Source organism: Rhodococcus baikonurensis (genome assembly GCF_040489275.1).
In the GTDB taxonomy this organism is placed as follows: domain Bacteria; phylum Actinomycetota; class Actinomycetes; order Mycobacteriales; family Mycobacteriaceae; genus Rhodococcus_F; species Rhodococcus_F baikonurensis.
On the sequence record NZ_JBEUOQ010000023.1, the window covers coordinates 1 to 16,749 of the forward strand.

Sequence of the window (16,749 nt, forward strand, 5' to 3'; positions counted from 1 at the left end):
TCACGCGCAGGTCACGAGGCCAGTCGGGCACTACGGGCGAGGGGCAGTTCGGGGAGGGGTCGAGTTCGCACAATCTACAACTCGGCATCGTTTACCTTACATAATTACTATTATCGGCTAAAAGTATGGCTATCGTCGGGCCAGTCTGGCGGCTAGACTGGACGGCATGACGACAGTGCCACTGGGTGAAGCCAAGGACAAGCTCTCCGCGCTGGTCGATAGCGCCGAAACCACGCACGACATCATCACGATCACCAAGCACGGCAAACCCGCCGCGGTGCTGATGTCTGCCGACGACCTCGAATCGCTGCACGAGACGATCTACTGGCTCTCACGTGCCGGTGTCCGCGACGACGTCGCTACCGCCGACGCCGAGTACGCTGCCGGCCACACTGCCTCCATCGACGACCTGCGCGCGGAACACGGCCTGCCGCCGAAATGAGCGACGCTCCCACAGACTCGTCCGACCCGTACCGGGTCGAAGTCGCATCCCCAGCTCGCCGCGACCTTCAACGTCTCCCATCCCGGATCGTCCACGCCGTCATCGAATTCATCTCCGGACCCCTCGCCGAGAACCCTCACCGGCTCAGCAAACCGCTACGCGACGACCTCGACGGTCTCCACAGCGCCCGCCGCGGCGACTACCGAATCCTGCTCCACATCGACGACCCCAACCACACCATCGTCATCGTCAGAATCGACCACCGTGCCCACGCCTATCGCACCTAGGGGTAAAGCCATACGTGCGAGAGACATTGAGATACAGCTGGTGCCGCGGTAGCGCAGTCGACACAGACTCGATCAACCTCGAAATGTGATGCCCGAAGGTTCCACCACACCAGGGTCATGGCCGTTGACGCTAAGTAGTTGACGCGCCGCGATGACCTGAACATCTTGGTATGGCCCTGGGCCGACAATCAGTCTCGCGATTGTTGTCTCTGCCGCCGGACGCCAATGGGTGCCGAGGTTGATCGCGAACGCGGTGAAGGGCGAGAGACCGTAACCGCTGAGGCGGAGTTCGCCGAACAGAGGGTTAGTGCTGGTCGTCGGTGGCGCTGTGTGGGTCATGACACGAAACTCCTGTTCGGCCTTGAACGAGTCATCTTTGTGCCGGGCGAGGTGCTTCGCCATCTCGAAGCGTGCGAAAGCGAGGTCGTGGGGGCCGAGCGCGGGTTTGTTCGCGTAGCGGCTGATGAACTCGTCGGCGTCGCGTTCGATAGCGGCCGACTCGTAGCTCACTTCGACGACATCCACGTCCGCCGGGAAACTGATCACTGAGTCGAGTCTTGGATTTTCTGGCTCGGGCCAGTTGAACATTGGGAAGGTGTGATTCTCGAGAACTTCCCTGGGTATGCCGATCGCGAATCCGCCTGTACCACCGGCGTAACCGCGCCATTGACTGAGATCATCTGGCTCGGTGGTAAACGAGGCGGCAAACACTTGCGCGGGGTCTGGTAACAACGGGTGGTCGCCGCCAGAGTCACCGGCGGCATCCGTGATCTTCTGCGCGAACACTTTGCCGGCAGTCTTCAGCTCTGCGTGGTCGTTCATGAACCGAACATCAGACGCCTGGAATCGCAGCGTTCGATCGTAGGTGTACTCGGCATACAAGGGGTGATTGGTAGTCGCGTACACGTTCGGGAAGCTCGCTTGGCTGATTCGATCAACGATGCCGAGGAGTCCTGCCGCGGAAGTGTAGTGATACAAGTTGTCGTCGTTGCTCATGTTGCTCTTCCGCCTATTCGACGAGGTCGCGATCGACTAACCCGATGAAGCGGCGATCCCCGGCCCGAAAGGGTTGGGGATCCGTCCGCCCTTCCGCCCCGCACCTTCCGCCTCTGGCCGGCGGTAAAGAGCCACCGGCGGACCGGAAGGGCGGAATACGGACACCACCACAGACACGCAAGAAAGCACCCCGGCCGCCGGCCACGAACCACGACAAAAGCGCAAGGACAAGAACCTACCCGCCCCGGTGTAAACATTCTTCTATCCCGACGCTCGCGCATCAAGGCCGCTCCAGAAATAATATCCACACGCGCCACTCGCACGCTCGAACAAAGGCGCTAAGATATTTTTTCCTACGCTCACCTTGACCCGCTCCCGCCGAGACCAGAATATCGGCACATACCGGGGAGAGGGGAGAAAGTACAGGTAGAACGCATGCAAGTAGCTGCGTACATCACGGTTTGGTATTAGAGAAAGAATGCGAAAAATGATTGAAGATGTCATTAACTAAAGCGGAAGCTAATCGAAGAAATACCCGCGAAAGTATTGGTTTATATTGCAATGTTCGATAGAATGAAATCAATAAAGAATCACCGACGAGGGGGAGTGACAATGGCGATCACCGTATATACCAAGCCCGCATGTGTGCAATGCAATGCCACGTACCGCGCTCTCGACAAAGCAGGAATCGAATACGACGTCATCGACATCACCGAAGACGCACAGGCCCGCGATTACGTCATGAGTCTCGGATACCTGCAAGCCCCCGTCGTCGTCGCAGGAGAAAACCACTGGAGCGGATTCCGTCCCGACGAAATCTCCAAGCTCACCCCGGCCGCCTGACCACACACTTTCACCAGCGAAACGAGTTTCAATGAGGAAATCAAGCAGTTCGGACGGCGGGTGCATCAACGACGAACAGTCGGTTGTCGCGCAACAATGCCCAGATCACGCTCACTCGTCGACGGGCCAAGGCGATCACCGCTTGAACGTGTCTCATTCCTTCACTTCGTTTCTTGAGGTAGAACTCGCGGTTCGGTCCATCTTTGATGATGGAGGTTTGAGCGGAGAGGTAGAAGACGCGCCGCAGTCGCCGGCTGTAGCGTTTGGGTCGGTGCATGTTGCCGGTTCGGCGGCCGGAATCGCGGGGGACCGGAACCAACCCCGCTGCCGAGGCGAGGTGACCGGCATCGGAGTACGCCGACATATCACCGGCAGCGACAACGAATTCCGCGCCGAGGATCGGACCGATACCGGGCATGGATTCGATGACCGCAGCCTGTGGATGGCGGCGGAAGGTCTCACCGATCTGCGCGTCGAGACGAGCAAGCTGGACGTCCACTGCGAGGACTCTGTCGGCGATATCGGCCACCAACTGCGCCGCAACAGCCTCACCAGGCAGGACCACATTCTGCGCGGACGCCGCTTCCCACGCAATCTCGGCGACACCGTCCGCCCCGCGTACCCCACGTTTACCGAGCCACAAGCTCAAACGAACGCGTCCGCGTCGCCGAATGGCGCGCGGCGTCTGGAAACCGGTCAACAACACCAACGCGCCCTTGTGACGCCCGAAGTCGAAAGCCCGCTCGAGCGCAGGAAAGACACCGGTGAGAGTGTCACGCAGACGGTTGATCAGCCGGACTCGGTCAGCGACGAGATCGGTCCGATGCGAGGTCAAAAGCGCGAGTTCCGCGGCCAGCTGGGCCGGTGGAATCAACACAGACAGATCGCGTCGGTGTCGAGCAGTTTCCGCGATCACATAGGCATCGCGGGCATCGGTTTTCGCCTCCCCTCGATACGCGCCGGACATCCTGTTGACGGTGCGACCAGGGACGTAAACCGCATTCTGTCCGTGCGCGGCGAGAAGAGCAAGCAACAACGTCGAGGAGGTACCGGAAATATCTACCGCCCAATGGAGTTCGTCGGCCAAGGCCAGAATTTCGCTCAGCGCGTGCAATATCGCGGTCTCGTCGTTGATGATCTTGTGCGACCACACGATCAACCCTGCTTCGTCGACCACTGCCGCCCAATGATGGCCCTTGCCGGCGTCGATTCCAACCCATGCGTGGGTGTGAGTTTCTCTCATCGCTCCTCCATGTCGCCTACTCATGTCAGGCCCGAGGAACACCCCACCGTCATCTCCGTAAACAGCACTCGAAGCACATTTTTCAATCAGCAGCCAGGGCGTCCCGAAGCGCTGGGCGGCCACTCGTTTCGAGCCACATAAGGCAGGACACCATCAGCCACACCCAGCACTTCCGGACCATCCAACAACTTACGGAGGACACCATGACCGCAGCAGCATTCACCTTCACTCCCGATGCAGACTTCGTCGACCGCGCACTCGACGCCGAGCTCCGCTGCGACAGCGAATCCGTCGACCGCAAACTCCGCACCATGCTCGCCGCCCTCGACGATTCCCTCGCCGGAATCAGTGATGCACGCGAAGAGCTGCACACCCTCTACACCGCCCCTGACGCGGACACCGCCGAAGACGTTGCCGCCCATGACCAGGACATCGCAACTCATCTCGCCGAGGCTGCCCGCAACCTCCGCGCGGCCACCGAGATCCTGCGCAGTCACCGGCAACTCACCTCACCGCGACCCTGACTCCTATGCCCACCGGCGACAGCAAGGACCCCGACGTGACACTCTCACTGGCCACCGTCCCCGACTTCGACGACCTCACCAGCGAAAGCGACGAGATCGACGAGTACAGCACCGCTCTCGACGTCGAAGCTCAGCTCCTGTGCTCGCTGCTCTGGGCGCCGGCCGAGAGTGCGAAGCGTGCCGTCGCAGCTCTGACCAGCGCAGACTTCTACCGACCCGTGAACGCGGCACTGTTCACCGCCATCTCCGAACTCGCTCTGGCCGGCAAACCTCACAACAGTGCCCATGTCTTCACCACCTTGCAGCAGGAAGGCCGCACCAGCGGGCACCTCGGGAAACAACTCACCAAAGCACTCACCGACATCACCACCATCGGCGTCCCGTCCGCTGAACTCGAGCACAACATCGCCGCAGTCCTCACCCAGGCATACCGCCGCGGATTCCGCGAAGCAGCACGATCCCTCGCCCAAGCCGCCGAAGAGCTCCCCGAAGACCAACTGTTCGAACACCTGCTCGGCATCGGCCGTGAACGCCGCGCAGCCTCCCAACGCCTCGAAGCCATCCGCGAAGGCCGAGCATGACCAACAAGCCAGGTGTGGTGAAACACAGCATCTTCGGAGTCCTCGCGCTCGCCGTCGCGGCCCTGGACTTCACGATCGGCACCAAACACGTGATCACCGCCGGAATCATCGCCCTCACCGCCTCCGTTTACAGCTTCGCCAAAGCCGCCAGCCTCCGGAAACCTTTAGACGCCAAGGAGAATCGAACATGACCGAAGCGAACGGTAAGGACCTGATGCCCGACGAGGCCGTTCTCTGGTTTGAACGCCGGAAAGCGGAACCAGGACGGCGGGTGAGTCTGGCCGAACGCCAGCACTGGATCAATGACTATCCGTCAGCGGTCAACGCACTCGGCCCGATGTGCCACTCGATCACTTTCTGGCGTCAACCTTCGTACCGACTTCGTGTCACACTGCGAGGCTCACAACTCGCCAACATCACCCGCATAGACAACGTGCTCAGCGATCGCGGATGGACGCGAGATCTCACCCCTCCGCCAGCAAGTTTCGACCAGCGGCCGCCGGAGACAGGGTTAACGCCATCATGAGCGACGACGAACACGACGCCTGGCAACTGCACCACCACGGAGCCAGCTGGGACGACATCGGCACCGAAATGGGATGCAGCCCCACCGCCGCACAAACCCTCGCAACCGCCTACGAGAAACGCACCGACAACGCCGCAGCACAAACCCAAAACACTCTGTTCTGAACACCCGTCCGTAGGTCCGTGTCGGACCTACCAGGCACAATCGCCGGAAACGACAGAAAGGAACGCCATGAACAACGAGATCGCCACCATCGTTGCCCCAGTCGCAAAAGCAGGAGCCGCGTCAGCAGTAGCCGGATTCGTACTCGGAACACTGATCGGCTGGCTGTTCTTTCCCGACGCAATGAAGCCGTGGCAATTCGGCATGATCCTCGCCCTGGTCACGCTGTTGCTGGTTCTCGTCGCCGCCACCCCCTACGTATGGCGCCGGTACAGCGGGCAAAGCTAGCAGTGCAACCCCTCGCAGACGCCCCCCTCGAGGAGCGCACCGACAAGGCCGCCGCACAAAACCGAAACACCCTGTTCAGGCACCGCTCCACAACCGTTGTTGACCGCAGGAAACAGGCAATGATCAGGTAGAATAGACAACGGTGCGCAGCTCCCCTGCGCACCACCACACTCGCCCGAGTCGACGAAGGAGCACCGGTGACCACTGCACGCAACGCACAGTCGCACATGACCGAAGCCCAGATCGACCGAGCCATCGCCGCCGCCACAGCCGGACACCGCATGGCCGGCATGGAACCCAGCGCCACCGACGTCGAAATCGGCCGCCGGCAACTACGCGGAGAAATCACCGGCGACAAAGCCGTTGAACTCGCAGTCGCCGCAGCACTCGCCGAATACGAGGCAGCACAGCCCGAGTGAACGACCCCTACGAGATCGCCCCAGGCGTCCTCAAAAACAAATACGGCATCACCGACCCCGCGAAACTCGCAGTAGTCGAACGCGCAGCCGCCTACCAGCGAATCCTGCAACTCGAAACACAGCCCATACCAGGCAATTTCGACTTCGACCACCTCAAAAAGATCCACCAATTCATCCTGCAAGACGTCTACGACTGGGCCGGCACCCTCCGCACCCGCGACACCGGCGCAGTCGGCATGAACCTCCCACACTGCCGACCCGAACACATCGAAAACCAAGCCGCATTCATCTTCCGCGGAATCGCCAAAGACAACTTCCCCCAAGGACTCCCGAAAGACCGCGCCGTCGACCGACTCGCTTACCACTGGGGTGAAACCACTACCGGTGGAAGTGGATTATTCGATAGGGAACTGTTCACTCTGATGTGAGCGAAGCGCGGGGTAGTCGCCGCGATTGGCGCCGGCGAGACGCGCATAGGTCTCGAACATCGTGACATTGAAGTCGAGCATGTCGGCCAGCACTTTGGCGGGGACGGCTCCGGCGAGGCGGAAGCGAGCGGTCTTTTGCAGCGCAGAGATACTTGTGCCGAGCATGCGCAACTGACCGGTGAGATAGAGCGGATGTCTCGGTCGGCCGGGTTGCCGCCCTGGGAACAGCCAGTCCTGCGGCCCCGCGTCGGGGTGCCGGGCGAGTTGGGTTCGAGCTAGATCCGTCAGCGGTTCGGGAAGCCGCAGCGGCCGGTCACCGACGTGCAGGTCGACGGCATCGCCGGTGTCGTGGAGGTGTGCGTGTTGCAGCGTGAGAATTCTGGCCGCGGTGAAGCCGTAGACGGCGATGAGCAGGCAGGGAAGGCGGACATCGACGGGGATGGTGTCATCACGGACGAGCGTGGCGATGGTCTGTTCGTGATCGCGTTCGGACGCGGTGATGTTAGGCAGTCCTGGTACGAGGGCGGGAACCTCCAGCCGTGGCGCGACACCACGCTCCTGCGCCCAGCCGAGGAACTGAGGCAGCCAGCGTTGCGCGGATCGGACCGCAAGGAACTGCTCGACCCGTCCTTGCGTGACAGCGTCGAGAGGAGTGTCGTGCTCGTCGAGCCAGGTGAGAAAGGCGATCAGTCCGCGGGTTGCGGCCTTGACATGGTTAGCCGCGCCGGGAGTGATATCGCCTGTGCCGCAGCCTTGTTGGGCGCGGCGTAGCAAAACCCACCGGGTATAGGTTGTCAGCACCCGGCGGTGCCCGGCGGGAGCGTCGCCGATGGTGCGGGCCGTCCAGGCTTCGAGGAGATCGGTGTTTGCCCGATCGCGGGGAATCGCTCCGGCGTCGACCAACAGGGCGTGGAGGTAGTCAAGGCCTTTCCCGCCGTGTGTCTGGACGAAGGACACGGCGATCAACGGTGTTCGCCCGGAGGCGATCTCACCCAGAAGGTCGATGTGCGGGCCGTGGCGGAGCCATTTGATGATCTGCGCCGGCCGGGGTCGTGCAAGCAGATGGTCGCGTAGGGCGCGCATCGGCTCACTCAACGTCCCGTCCGGGCCGGCCAGCAGTTCGGTGCAGCGGTCCTCGAGGGTGCAGCGGCCGCAGAGCCTGCCGTAGTAGTGCTCCTCGCCGCCGCAGCGGCGGCAGGCGTAACGGGCCGGCTGGCCCGCGCAGACCGCGCAGACCGCCTCAGCGGTGTCGTCGAGGAACGCGAGGATACGTACTTGGTCGCAGCCAGGACATGAGGCGGGGTTGCGCAGCACACGGTTGTGGCAGGCGAAGCAGTGTGGCCCGGACATGATCACTACGGCGATCTTCTTGTCCTTGCCGCAGGACACGCACCGCCGGGTGGGTGTGGGGTAGCAGTTCAGACAGTGCCACCGGCCGTCGACGTGGCTGGCGACGGTCACGTTCTTTCCGCAGGCGGTGCACTCGAAGGTCGGGACGCCCTCGGGGCCGCAGCGTTGGCAGACCGACCGCCCATCAGGTCCGGTGGCGATGAGCTTCTTTCTCCGCAGACAGCACGGACATTCTGCGTAGGCGGGCAGTTGAGTGCATCGGAAGCAGATCCGTCGGCCCTGCTCGTCCCGTGCCTTGACGACCTTGGCGGTGCGGCAACTGGGGCAGATCGGTAAGCCGATGCCGGTCGCACCGCGGTGAGCGAGGTGCGCCAGCAACTGTTGCACCACTGTCGGTGCGTCCGCGGGGATCCGGGACGGGGTGAACGTGTCGCAGGTCAGGAGCCGAAGCGTCCCGTTGCGTCGGGGCGCAGGGATGATGCGCTCAGCTGCCGCGACCACCATCGGCTCCGGCGCGTGCACCCCTTTGCTGGCCAGGGCCTCGGCGACCCGGACACCGAACTCGCCGTCCGGCTGCGGGGTTCCCCGTCGAATCGTCACGAGTGTTTCGGCCGGTGGATCCGGGCGGGGACTGGCCGCAGATCGCCGATCCTGTCGATCGGGCCGCCGGTGCCGGTGTCCTCGACGGGACGCTGATCTGTCTGTTCGAGGACGAGCAGATCGTTGGGGGTGCAGCCCAGGATCGTGCACAGGGCGGCGAGGACCTCCACGTTCAGTCGTTGCGGGGTCTGGGTCACCAGGCGGAACACCTGCTCCCGGGACAGGGGCACGCCCTCTGCCTTGAGCGGTTCGATCAGGTCGGTGGTCTTGAACATGCCGCGCTCTGCCATGAGGGTCCGCAGCCGCCAGGTGATCGTCTTCGTCGTCATGTCGGGTTCTCCTGAGCGAAGTAGAACTTGTCGATCGCGGCCGTCAGGACGCGGTTGCGGTAGTCGTCGGTGACGGAGGTGTAGATCGCGGTCGTGGAGGCGTAGGCGTGCCCGACCTGGCTCTGCACGAATTGTTCGGCATATCCGAACTCGATCAGGTGCGTCACATACGAGTGTCGCAGGCTGTGCAGCGTCAGCTCCGGGGCCAGGCCGGCCACCTCCCGCAGCTGCGCGAACCGTGTGTCCAGATACCGGTCCCCGACTCGGGTACCGCGTTCGGTCGGCCACAACCCCGGGTTCGTGCCGGGACGGAACCGCTCCCGGACCTGCTCGACATAGACTCGCAGGCCCTCGATCGCCCACTCGAACTCCGGCAGCGACAACACCGAGCGACGTTTGGGGATACTGCCTTTGGACGATTTTCCGTGCCGAACATGCACCAGCGCGAAGCTGCCCCATTGCGGCGCTTTCGCGTTCGAGCGCAGATCCGCCAGGTCCAAGCCCAGTACCTCGCGACGCCGCAGACCCCACGCATAGGTCGTCTTGAGCAGCTGGGCATCCCGCAACGCCGCCAACGCGCCTTTGCGTCCCTGCCGCACCAACTCGTCCACACGGCTGTCCGCGGCCGCGAACAATGCTTCCAACTCGCCGTAGTCCAGCGGCCGACGCCCTGGGCGGCCCTCGAAGTCGGCGGTGTGCGCGACCGTGTTCCACTCGAAACACACCTGTGTCGGCACCGACCCGAACCGTGACCGGCACTCCGCGACCCAGTCGTAACGCTGATCGGTCACGAAATTCAAGAAGGCGCGGATCGTCAGGTGATAGCTCCGCACCGTCGACCGCGCCAAGGGGCGACGGCCACTGAACAGGCTCGTGGTGAAGTCCTCCACGTCGCCCGGTAGCCATTGCCACGGATACGTATCGGTGAACCGCGCAAACCGCTCCACCTGCCACCGCCGGACCAGGATGGTCTGGGATGCCAGCCCCCGGCTCGTCTGCTGTCGCGCGAAACCGTCAAGCATCGCCCCGAACACCGCAGCTGGCTCGTTCAGCAGTGCGACGCCCCGTGGCCGCAGGCTCAAAACCTCATCCTCGGTGTCCACTGCAATATAATTGCATTAGATGCATCAGTTTGTCGAGGTTCGTTCGTTCTTCGATTGCCGAAAATGGCCGTTCTGCGCCCGTCCAGAGCTGCAATCGGTCCCCAATCCGGTCTCGTCTGCGGGTCTCGCTGGCCTCGGAAACTACACTGGAACCTGTTGGAAACCGGCTATACTCGCCTGAGCAGGCCTTCCGTGCTGTGTTGCATCGGATCGAAAAATTCGCAGTTCGTCCTGCACCCATTCCGAGACGGCAACTCCCGCACACAACGAGTCTTCTTCGACGAACTCCTCAAATCCTCCGGCTGGACCATCGACTGGCAAAAAGTCCACGCCTCCGCAGTACAAGCAGCCCGCTACGTCGCCATGGAAGCAACCCACACACCACTTCGCGACGTCCTCGCGGTCGGCGTACACCGCAACAACACCGAACCACCCACCCTCGCCAGCACCCAAGGCAACGTCATCCACCTCGAGGTGGCCGAGCACCACAAAGCGATGATCGAGCATCTACGCAGCGGAAACCGCGAACCGTACAACCCCAACGAACTCAGCGACCTCATGCGCAGCCGACTACTCGACTACCCGTCACAGCCACCGACGGGTTCACGGGAATCAGGGACGACCGAGCCGGAAACCTCGCGGACCCAGACACCGAAACGCGCCCACGACCTCGGCCGCGACTGAAACTCCAAACAAAAGCGGATTGACCAGCACAAATGCGGCCCGTGAATTGCTCCTACTGAAACTTTTCGGCGGGATCACTCAACAGCCGAGCAAGAGCCCGAACCGTTTTCGGGTCAGTCATATCGCCGCCCCGCGCGCAACCGATCCTCGCACCGGACGCCGCCTCCGCAGCCTGCAACTCCCGATATGCCTCAACAAGCTCAGCACTGGGATTCGCCATCAGCTCCGCTTGACGCTTCTGCTCAGCGTCGCGAGCAACGCGTATCCGCGCCGAAAACTGCTCCTCGCGCCAGATTCCGAAACGGCGACGTTTCCACAGCCCACGAACGTCCGCGCCGGCCATCCATGCCGCGAACTGCTCCTTTTCTCGCTCCCACTTCCGCGGCCGAAAATCCGGACTCCAACTATCCATCAACTTTTCCCCCACCTCGCTTCAACCTGTGGACACGCCCAAATTAGCAGCGTTCAACCACCAAGCGCCGCCGACGAAGATCCGAAACGCACGTCCGACCAGCCGAAACGCGACCAAGCCTCGACCCCCGACGGACAACCCCGGACAGAGAAATGGCCCGACTCAGGGTCGGACCATCCTCATCTCCATTTGCGATTAAGGGCCTACGAACAGCGCCTTCACGCTCTTCGTACCCATCGAACCAACCAGCCCACCAGAATCAGCGGCAACGCCAACGCCACAATCAACACCCGACGCACCAAACCTTTGAATCCAGGGATCCAAACTGCCGACTTCACAAATTCAAGCGCAGCGGGATCCCCAAAAGGAACCTCATACCCCAGCCAGCCTACGACGCGAATCAGCAGGAAAACCACGCTGATCAGACCCCAAACGGCATCCGCTGCCTTGCCGATCACCTGCATGGACCGATCGCCGCGCCACACCTGCGTTGCCAAAGACTCATCCGACCACCAACGAGATCGAGTCCTTTGTCCAGATGCATTCTCTCGACTAGATCCGTTTTCCTCATGTAACTCATTACTTCTATTCATGTGAGTGTCCTTTCGTATCAATTCACATATGTCCCCTTTGAATCAGAATTTCCACACACTTCTGGTGCACTTCCGTTCTTTCTGGGATTGCTGGCCTTCCCGATTTTTCGAGAAGGTAGAGCAATCGTACCAGGTCACACCGACAATCTGCGAGCTTCCCGGAGTCGCGAGACTGAATTGATACACCCGGCAAGAATTGGCTCTCAGCTGCCCGTACAGACACGATAATAATGCTCCGGCACTCCAAGCTGGGTGCATCGTGGCGTATTTACTAACAAGGGCTAAAAGATATCCCCTCTTAGAATACGAGCGAGTTTAAATAGGCCGTTCCTCTTCAGGGAACTCACCGCGAGAGCAGAGCTACCGCGACACCACACGTGGCCGGCCTCCGTCGCTCCCGCACAATCACCCCGCCAGCGCACCGAGTGGGAGGTGCGAACGCCAGGCCCGTTGCGGCGGTGTGTTGGCGCCTGCCCAGCGGCCGGCCACCTTCGGTGTCCTCCGAATTGAGCTCCGCTGCGCTCCGCACCAGCGAAAAGCGTTGATTTGTTTGTCCTTCTGGCCTTCCGATTCTCGTCGGCGGTGACCTGCGCGCAACCCCTGGCGGCGATGCCGGCCCGAGGGCTCCGAGAAATTTTCTCAACCCGCACTCGCACGCTCGCAGAGAAATTTTCCCGGCCCAGGGGTGGCACTCCGGCCCCCTCATGCCGACGCGATTCTCCTTTGCCAGCAGGGCAAAAAAATTGGCGGCCACCGAGCAGGGGGACGCCACCGGATCAGCGGAGGTTCCAGTTATGAGCGCACAGGCGAAGACCACGGCGGACAAGAGCGCAGCGCGCCGCGAGCAGGCCGCCGCACTGCACGAGAGCATCACCGCGAAGGTTGCCCAGCTCACCGACACCGATGCATGGGCCGCCTACCTGACCGCCGCAGCAGCGTTCCACGCGTACAGCTTCAACAACGTGATGTTGATTTTCTCGCAGGCGCCGGACGCGAGCCAGGTCGCCGGATTCCGCAAGTGGCAGGAACTCGGACGCCAGGTCCGCAAGGGCGAAAAGTCGATCAAGATTTTCGGCTACTCGACCAAGAAGATCACCGAAACCGACACCGAGACCGGCGAGGAAACCACTCGCCGAGCAGCACGGTTCCCGATCCTGTCCGTGTTCGACATCGCCCAGACCGATCCGATCGAAGGGCACCCCGCAGCAGCAGCCGAGACCATCACCACCCGACTGCAAGGCGAAGACCCGGCCGCCATCTACACCCGCATCGCACAGGTGATGACGGAACAGGGATGGACCGTCACCCGCGAGCACATCGCCGGAGAATCGAACGGCCGCACCAGCCTCGACGGATCACGCCGCATCATCGTCGACGACACGATCAGCGACGCACAAGCCGCGAAAACGATGATTCACGAAGCCGCTCACGCGCTCATGCACGCCAGCGGAGACATCGACCCCGCCGAGCTGCACCGAGGCCGCGCCGAAGTGGAAGCCGAATCCGTCGCCTACGTCCTGGCCGGATTACTCGGACTGGATACCACCGATTACAGCATCGGCTACATCGCCGGATGGGGAAACGGAGACCTCGAGGTCATCACCGACACAGCCCGCGCAGTCCTGGCGACCGTCCACACCCTCGCCGAGGCACTCGAACCCCGCGCCGACGACGCCGAGGACACCGCAGCCGCATAGACGGCAGCACCCCGCAAACGCAGTGCGACACCGGGCGGTAAGAGGCCGCCCGGTGTCGCACCCGAAAGTCTACGAAAGGGCAACGACATGAGCACCACCACCGACGAGCTGCGCGCCGACACGATGTACAGCAACACCATCGACGCCGCGTACCCCGCGATCACACCCTCAGGAATGACGGCCGCCGAGATCCTCGAGACACTGACCGCAAAGATCACCGCCGCCACGAGCGCGGTAGGGATGCAAGCCGAAATCGGGTGGCTCACCCTCGCGCACGAAGTGAGCGCCCGCGAAGCCGTCGCCCTGCTCGCCGTCGCGACCCGCCGCGCCTACGACGCCGGACAGATCGCACCCTCACGCGTGAATCGGGTTTACGGCCGAGTCGAGCGCGCCGCCGCACCGCACGGAATCCGGTTCCGGTGGTGAGCGCCCCGAAGGCAGAGGCGATGGTGGATCCGCAGATGTTCACCGGATGCGTTCTCGCGGGATGCTCGAACATCGTGGCCGAGGACGGAGAAATCTGCTCGCAGTGCCGTCGCATCTTCGGCGACATGATCAGGCCCGTATCCGAGCGAGAGCGCGCCGAGACCACCGAACCCCCACGGCCCGCCGCGACCGGACCGCAGCAGTTGACCCGACGCAATCAACGATGCTGGCTGTGCGAGCAACGCCGCACCTGTACCCGCGTCGGTGGTCAGTGGGAGTGCTGCGACTGCGCGCGGCCGGCGCAAAGGTGACGCCTGCCCGGCGGCCGGCCACCTTCGGCGTCCCCCGAAATGAACTCCGCTGCGCTACGTCCTGATGAAGAACATCTTTTTGTTCTCCTTCTGGCCTTCCGATTCTCGTCGGCGGTGACCTGCGCGCAACCCCTGGCGGCGCAAGCGCCGGCCGATGGCTCCGAGAAATTTTCGTCACTCGCAAGCTCCCGCCGAAATTTTCTCGGCCCAGGGGTGGCACTCCGGCCCCCTCATGCCGACGCGATTCTCCTTTGCCAGCAGGCGAAAAAAATTGGCGGGGCACCCGGCCCGGTCACTTTCATCAGCGAGGGGAACGACATGCAGCGCATCCGTTTGAACACCGCCACCGAGGTACTCGCCTCCATCCCCACCATGCTCGGATTCATCCCGACCGCATCGGTCATCGTGATCATGCTCAAAGACGAAATCGTCGACGGCCGAACCACCAAACAGATTGCCCTTGTCACGCGCACCGACGCCGCCACCGGCGAGGGTGCCGAATTCGATCCCGCACCGTACCTCCAAGCCGCCGCACGCGCCGAGACCACCGCCACGATCTGCGTTGCCGTCGCCGAAGACGCCGCCGCAGTCATCGCGCTCGACCAGATCGCGATCCTGCGCCAGGGATTCCGTGACGCCGGAATCCACGACATGCTCGCCCTGCACGTCACCGCGCTCGAAGCCGGAGCGTTGTGGACCGACCTCGACACGTACGCGACCGGACTCACCGAAGACCCGAACGCCTCAACGTTGAGCATTCACAACGCCGTCGAAGAGGGCCGCAGCACCGCAGCCTCACGCGAGGACATCGCCGCCCGCTACGCCGTCACCGTCGAAGCGGACACCGCACCCGCACACGCAGCGCTGCACGCACAGGGACCGGACTTCGTTCGCCACACCGTCACCGAACTCGTGACACTCATCCGCACACGCGGCAACCCGGACGCCGAGCTGGCCGGCCGTGTCGGACTGTGCGCCACGATCAGCCCCACCGCACGTGATGCCCTGCTGTTCACCGCCAACGGAAACGAGCACGCAGCCGCCCATGCGTTCGCGACCATCGCCCGCCAGGTACGCGGCAACGCTCGAATTCAGATTCTCACCGTCGCGGCGTACTGCTCATACATCAGCGGCGACGGACCCAGTACCGGTATCGCGCTGGAGGCTGCGCAAGCCGCAGTGATCGAAGGCAACGGCGAGCACGACACCCCGCTGCGTAACTTGCTCGACTTTGCACTCGAGCACGCGGTCTCGCCCGCCGCAGTCACCACGCAGCTGCACGCGATCAGCGCGGAGGCAGCGCGATCCTTCGGCGTCGGCGTCGACAACCTCGACAGCTGAAAAACGGCAGCGGCCCCGACTTCGCGAAGAAGTCGGGGCCGCTCCCGTATGCGGTGGCGCTTGTTCGGGCATCGAGCCCGAACAAGCGCTGCGCCAGTATCTCGGTACGCCACCATTGCAGCGCGGCGCACCGGATGTCAGTTGAACAAATGCTCCGTGTTCCCCGGTGGTGGAAACGCAATGTCGATCGGCACTGCCGATTCAGATTCAACGGTGTGACCGTCGACGACGGCCGCGAGATCCGCAGCAGTGATCACACGCAGATGCTTCGTTGCCTGATACAGCGTCGACTCCAATGCAGAGCGGGTACTGATGGTGTGCTCCTCAGCCATACTCAGATCCTTTCGATTCGTTTTCGGTCGTACATCAAACTCCACGTGAAGATCGGGCAGTAGTCACATCGTCAGATAGTTCCCGACCATGATGATCGCGTTGTAGACGCCGTGCGTTGCGATCGCCGGCCATAACGAGCGCGTGTAGAGCGCGATGGCCGTAAACGCTATTGCGTTCACACCAGCGTTGACGACGTTGCCGGTACCGAAGTCTGAATGAACGAGCGCAAAAGCCACCACGGTCAGCAGAGAGATCCCTGTCAGGAGGACCCAGTTCCGGGGTCGCGCACGCTGCACCGCCAACACGACTGACCGGAATATGACTTCCTCCGCGAGTGCCGCACCGATGAACGCTGTAGCCAGTGCTGTGAGGATTCCTCCTCGCAGGTACTGATCACGTCGCTGCTGTCTCGCCGCAATCTGTTCGGGATCGGTCACAGTGAACAGCTCAGGATCGAGGGACCCGATCGCGAACCACATCAGAAACAAGCCCAAACCGAGAAGCGAAGGGACGAGCACACCCCACACAGCTACTCGCACCCACACTGGAGAGCGCGAAGACGGTCGGGGAACCACGAACCCGAGCCACTTCAGAGATCTCCGAACCCCGACCCACATCCAGCGGCCTGTTCGAGACCATTCACCACGATCAAACTTCGGTCGTCGGGATCCAGACTTTCGCGACTCCCAGACGAGAACAGTGAATACGACGCCGCACAGGGGCAGCAGGATCATGATGTCGATCTTCGGATTGGCGACAGCGGTAGCGGACAGCGCAATCGTCACGCCGAGCGCGACACCAATAAAACAGCGATCGAAGACACGCCCGGGA

25 protein-coding genes are annotated in these 16,749 nt (G+C 62.5%); 16 read left to right on the top strand and 9 right to left on the bottom strand.

Going from position 1 to position 16,749, the window contains the following annotated elements; genetic code table 11:
- The first annotated feature begins 166 nt into the window (after positions 1-166).
- Positions 167-442: a type II toxin-antitoxin system Phd/YefM family antitoxin gene (locus ABWI03_RS30625; protein WP_054828168.1), complete on the top strand. Its 276-nt coding sequence runs from the start codon at positions 167-169 to the stop codon at positions 440-442.
- Complete coding sequence (locus tag ABWI03_RS30630; RefSeq protein ID WP_054828169.1) at positions 439-729, top strand: type II toxin-antitoxin system RelE family toxin; 291 nt, start codon at positions 439-441, stop codon at positions 727-729. The genes ABWI03_RS30625 and ABWI03_RS30630 overlap by 4 nt, the downstream gene beginning before the upstream one ends.
- 72 nt (positions 730-801) lie before the next feature.
- Here the strand turns inward: ABWI03_RS30630 and ABWI03_RS30635 are convergent, their stop codons facing one another.
- The gene (locus tag ABWI03_RS30635) at positions 802-1,725 is read right to left on the bottom strand and encodes a DUF2971 domain-containing protein (protein ID WP_352392316.1); all 924 of its coding nucleotides are present in this window, start codon (positions 1,723-1,725) and stop codon (positions 802-804) included.
- A gap of 612 nt (positions 1,726-2,337) precedes the next feature.
- On the opposite strand from ABWI03_RS30635, the gene nrdH reads away from it, so the two are divergent.
- Positions 2,338-2,568, top strand: coding sequence for a glutaredoxin-like protein NrdH (nrdH, locus tag ABWI03_RS30640; protein WP_311052691.1), 231 nt, complete (start codon positions 2,338-2,340; stop codon positions 2,566-2,568).
- A gap of 40 nt (positions 2,569-2,608) precedes the next feature.
- Here nrdH and ABWI03_RS30645 read toward each other — a convergent pair whose 3' ends face one another.
- Positions 2,609-3,811 (bottom strand): IS110 family RNA-guided transposase, encoded by a 1,203-nt coding sequence (locus ABWI03_RS30645; protein WP_065353057.1) that lies wholly within the window; start codon positions 3,809-3,811, stop codon positions 2,609-2,611.
- A 203-nt stretch (positions 3,812-4,014) separates the two neighbouring features.
- Between ABWI03_RS30645 and ABWI03_RS30650 the strand changes: the two genes are divergently transcribed.
- The 8 genes from ABWI03_RS30650 (at position 4,015) to ABWI03_RS30685 (ending at position 6,739) form a co-directional block, all read left to right on the top strand.
- Positions 4,015-4,335 (top strand): hypothetical protein, encoded by a 321-nt coding sequence (locus ABWI03_RS30650; protein ID WP_219468614.1) that lies wholly within the window; start codon positions 4,015-4,017, stop codon positions 4,333-4,335.
- Positions 4,336-4,340: 5 nt separating this feature from the next.
- A complete protein-coding gene (locus tag ABWI03_RS30655; protein WP_353799030.1) occupies positions 4,341-4,916 on the top strand; it encodes a DnaB-like helicase N-terminal domain-containing protein in 576 nt (191 codons plus the stop codon).
- Entirely contained in the window at positions 4,913-5,107 is a 195-nt protein-coding gene (locus ABWI03_RS30660) for a hypothetical protein (protein WP_311052694.1), read from the top strand. The genes ABWI03_RS30655 and ABWI03_RS30660 overlap by 4 nt, the downstream gene beginning before the upstream one ends.
- Complete coding sequence (locus ABWI03_RS30665) at positions 5,104-5,442, top strand: hypothetical protein (RefSeq protein ID WP_219468622.1); 339 nt, start codon at positions 5,104-5,106, stop codon at positions 5,440-5,442. Before ABWI03_RS30660 ends, ABWI03_RS30665 begins: the two co-directional genes overlap by 4 nt.
- The gene (locus ABWI03_RS30670; protein WP_219468625.1) at positions 5,439-5,606 is read left to right on the top strand and encodes a hypothetical protein; all 168 of its coding nucleotides are present in this window, start codon (positions 5,439-5,441) and stop codon (positions 5,604-5,606) included. The genes ABWI03_RS30665 and ABWI03_RS30670 overlap by 4 nt, the downstream gene beginning before the upstream one ends.
- A 67-nt stretch (positions 5,607-5,673) precedes the next feature.
- Entirely contained in the window at positions 5,674-5,892 is a 219-nt protein-coding gene (locus ABWI03_RS30675) for a hypothetical protein (RefSeq protein WP_219468629.1), read from the top strand.
- Between the two features lie 197 nt (positions 5,893-6,089).
- The gene (locus tag ABWI03_RS30680) at positions 6,090-6,311 is read left to right on the top strand and encodes an antitoxin VbhA family protein (protein WP_219468632.1); all 222 of its coding nucleotides are present in this window, start codon (positions 6,090-6,092) and stop codon (positions 6,309-6,311) included.
- A complete protein-coding gene (locus tag ABWI03_RS30685; RefSeq protein ID WP_311052699.1) occupies positions 6,308-6,739 on the top strand; it encodes a Fic/DOC family protein in 432 nt (143 codons plus the stop codon). The genes ABWI03_RS30680 and ABWI03_RS30685 overlap by 4 nt, the downstream gene beginning before the upstream one ends.
- Here the strand turns inward: ABWI03_RS30685 and ABWI03_RS30690 are convergent.
- The 3 genes from ABWI03_RS30690 to ABWI03_RS30700 are packed head-to-tail and all read right to left on the bottom strand — an operon-like array spanning position 6,707 to position 10,121.
- On the bottom strand, positions 6,707-8,689 hold the full coding sequence (locus ABWI03_RS30690; RefSeq protein ID WP_311052702.1) for a site-specific integrase: 1,983 nt from the start codon (positions 8,687-8,689) through the stop codon (positions 6,707-6,709). The two genes, ABWI03_RS30685 and ABWI03_RS30690, sit on opposite strands and share 33 nt — an antisense overlap.
- Positions 8,686-9,018 (bottom strand): helix-turn-helix domain-containing protein, encoded by a 333-nt coding sequence (locus ABWI03_RS30695; protein WP_311052704.1) that lies wholly within the window; start codon positions 9,016-9,018, stop codon positions 8,686-8,688. The genes ABWI03_RS30690 and ABWI03_RS30695 overlap by 4 nt, the downstream gene beginning before the upstream one ends.
- Positions 9,015-10,121 (bottom strand): tyrosine-type recombinase/integrase, encoded by a 1,107-nt coding sequence (locus ABWI03_RS30700; protein WP_311052705.1) that lies wholly within the window; start codon positions 10,119-10,121, stop codon positions 9,015-9,017. Before ABWI03_RS30700 ends, ABWI03_RS30695 begins: the two co-directional genes overlap by 4 nt.
- A 156-nt stretch (positions 10,122-10,277) precedes the next feature.
- Here ABWI03_RS30700 and ABWI03_RS30705 point away from each other — a divergent pair, with 156 nt between their 5' ends.
- Entirely contained in the window at positions 10,278-10,805 is a 528-nt protein-coding gene (locus ABWI03_RS30705) for a hypothetical protein (RefSeq protein WP_311052707.1), read from the top strand.
- A 52-nt stretch (positions 10,806-10,857) separates the two neighbouring features.
- Here ABWI03_RS30705 and ABWI03_RS30710 read toward each other — a convergent pair whose 3' ends face one another.
- Together ABWI03_RS30710 and ABWI03_RS30715 are read right to left on the bottom strand one after the other, a co-directional pair.
- The gene (locus ABWI03_RS30710; protein WP_219468634.1) at positions 10,858-11,217 is read right to left on the bottom strand and encodes a hypothetical protein; all 360 of its coding nucleotides are present in this window, start codon (positions 11,215-11,217) and stop codon (positions 10,858-10,860) included.
- Between the two features lie 218 nt (positions 11,218-11,435).
- Complete coding sequence (locus tag ABWI03_RS30715; RefSeq protein WP_257899355.1) at positions 11,436-11,810, bottom strand: hypothetical protein; 375 nt, start codon at positions 11,808-11,810, stop codon at positions 11,436-11,438.
- A 794-nt stretch (positions 11,811-12,604) separates the two neighbouring features.
- On the opposite strand from ABWI03_RS30715, the gene ABWI03_RS30720 reads away from it, so the two are divergent.
- From ABWI03_RS30720 to ABWI03_RS30735, 4 genes are all read left to right on the top strand, one after another.
- Entirely contained in the window at positions 12,605-13,507 is a 903-nt protein-coding gene (locus tag ABWI03_RS30720; protein ID WP_311052708.1) for an ArdC-like ssDNA-binding domain-containing protein, read from the top strand.
- Between the two features lie 87 nt (positions 13,508-13,594).
- Positions 13,595-13,933, top strand: coding sequence for a hypothetical protein (locus ABWI03_RS30725; protein WP_311052709.1), 339 nt, complete (start codon positions 13,595-13,597; stop codon positions 13,931-13,933).
- A complete protein-coding gene (locus ABWI03_RS30730) occupies positions 13,930-14,244 on the top strand; it encodes a hypothetical protein (RefSeq protein WP_243621718.1) in 315 nt (104 codons plus the stop codon). Before ABWI03_RS30725 ends, ABWI03_RS30730 begins: the two co-directional genes overlap by 4 nt.
- A gap of 318 nt (positions 14,245-14,562) precedes the next feature.
- Complete coding sequence (locus tag ABWI03_RS30735; RefSeq protein WP_243621717.1) at positions 14,563-15,585, top strand: DUF4192 family protein; 1,023 nt, start codon at positions 14,563-14,565, stop codon at positions 15,583-15,585.
- A gap of 137 nt (positions 15,586-15,722) precedes the next feature.
- Here ABWI03_RS30735 and ABWI03_RS30740 read toward each other — a convergent pair whose 3' ends face one another.
- Both ABWI03_RS30740 and ABWI03_RS30745 read right to left on the bottom strand, forming a co-directional pair.
- Positions 15,723-15,917, bottom strand: coding sequence for a hypothetical protein (locus ABWI03_RS30740; RefSeq protein WP_219468651.1), 195 nt, complete (start codon positions 15,915-15,917; stop codon positions 15,723-15,725).
- 63 nt (positions 15,918-15,980) lie between these two features.
- Entirely contained in the window at positions 15,981-16,703 is a 723-nt protein-coding gene (locus ABWI03_RS30745; RefSeq protein ID WP_353799029.1) for a CPBP family intramembrane glutamic endopeptidase, read from the bottom strand.
- Positions 16,704-16,749: the final 46 nt, after the last annotated feature.